The following is a 1,659-nucleotide window of genomic DNA, read 5'->3' as shown; positions in this document are numbered from 1 at the left end:
GGGGCGAGCAGAAATGAAATACGTAAAAGCTGCGACTGTTTTACCAGAAAGTTTAATTGCTGAAATTCAAAAGTATATACAAGGTGAAACAATTTACATTCCAAAACAAGAAACAAAACATTATAAATGGGGTACACGATCTGGCGGAAGAAAACAACTGGATGAAAGAAATAAAGCAATTAAAGACGCTTTTAAAAGTGGAATTGCAATTCATCAATTAGCAGAAGAATATTTTCTTTCCGGAGAAACGATTAAAAAGATTGTGTATTCTAAATAAACAAAAGTAAAAGAGTCTGATTCGAATATTATTTTGAATCAGACTCTTTTTACTTTGTATGTATTGAATATGGATGGGCATGATAATATCAAAAATGCAACGTCTATGTATTAAACAGAATACATAGAGTGCGGGTTAAAGCAGAAAGGTGAATAACTATGAATCATCTTGGACAAATAACGATAGAGCTTTTAGTTGGTTTTTTTGTTCTATTAATTGCTACAAAAATATTAGGGAAAACACAAATATCTCAGCTAACGCCTTTTGATTTTATTTCTGCTATCGTTCTTGGTGAGCTTGTTGGAAATTCAATATATGATCCTAAAATTAAAGTGTGGTCTATTTTATATTCAGTATTTGTTTGGGTCATATTAATTTACACAATAGAAGTGATAACACAAAAAATAAGAGGAACAAGAAGGTTTTTTGAAGGATACCCTTCTATTATCATTCGTAATGGGCATATTGACCGAGAGCAATTAAGTGCAAATCATTTGGACATCAACCAATTACAGCAAATGCTAAGACAACAAAAAGATATTTTTTCAATCCGAGAAGTTGAATATATGATATTGGAACCTAACGGAAACATAAGCGTTCTGAAAAAAAGTAAATATGAAACTCCCAATATAAATGATTTAAGTTTAAAACATAAGCCAGTATACTTACCCATTTCATTAATTAGTGACGGAAAAGTAGTTAAGGATAATTTGAGAGAAGCAGGTTTTGATGAGGGATGGCTTTATAAGCAAATTAAGCAAAAAGGGATTACTAAATTTGAGGATGTATTATATGCGGAATGGAAAACAGATGATGGATTTTTTTGTCAGGAGATGAAAAGATTAAAATAGTAATAAAAAAACAATTCCTAGAGGCATGTCTATGCAATGTTCATTTCTAAATTATCTTTTACATATCAAAAAACTGAATCATTGTATACAATAAAGTGAAACTATAATCAGTGGGGGTTTTGTTCATCCCCCACTGATTATTAGTTGAACCAATCGGGCGTTTACGGGCAGTCGATCTCCCGCCTAACTTCTTTGCTCCAGCTGAATTTTAAGGTGGGAGTCTTACTGCCCGTTAATGCGGGGTAAAACTAGATCAACAATTTGTATGGAGTGATAAAGATGGAAGCTTTTATTAGAAGTGATCAATATAATTTTATAAAGTCACAAGCTTATATTTTAGCAAATGGACATGCGACGGCAAATGATAGAGGAGTAATTCAAGCGTTAAAATCACTTGCAATTGAAAAGATAATACATGTATTTGAGAATTTAACGGATGAACAGAAAGAGTTAATTGATACGGTATTAACAGTTGAAAATAGAGAAGATGCAGAATCRTTTTTACTGAAAATAAATCCGTATGTAATACCG

At 31.8% G+C, this 1,659-nt stretch carries 3 protein-coding genes; all 3 read left to right on the top strand.

The annotated features are described in order from the left end of the window. Positions 1–13: 13 nt before the first annotated feature. Positions 14–277 (top strand): CD3324 family protein, encoded by a 264-nt coding sequence (locus AC1DTM_RS25490; RefSeq protein ID WP_002202437.1) that lies wholly within the window; start codon positions 14–16, stop codon positions 275–277. Between the two features lie 158 nt (positions 278–435). After that, positions 436–1,128 carry a DUF421 domain-containing protein gene (locus tag AC1DTM_RS25485; protein ID WP_002158372.1) on the top strand — a complete coding sequence of 231 codons (693 nt, stop codon included), beginning with the start codon at positions 436–438 and terminating at the stop codon, positions 1,126–1,128. Positions 1,129–1,407: 279 nt separating this feature from the next. Next, on the top strand, positions 1,408–1,659 hold a 252-nt coding region (locus AC1DTM_RS25480), incomplete at its 3' end, for a hypothetical protein (protein ID WP_477001189.1).

The sequence above is a fragment of the Bacillus sp. P4_D3 genome (assembly GCF_056401855.1).
Note: the sequence above shows the minus strand (reverse complement) of the source record. Positions and strands in the feature narration are given on the sequence as shown.

What these genes read in the sequence shown, in the direction of transcription:
- AC1DTM_RS25490 (WP_002202437.1), top strand. Translation starts at nt 14, where the DNA reads ATGAAATACGTAAAAGCTGCGACTGTTTTACCAGAAAGTTTAATTGCT.
- AC1DTM_RS25485 (WP_002158372.1), top strand. Translation starts at nt 436, where the DNA reads ATGAATCATCTTGGACAAATAACGATAGAGCTTTTAGTTGGTTTTTTT.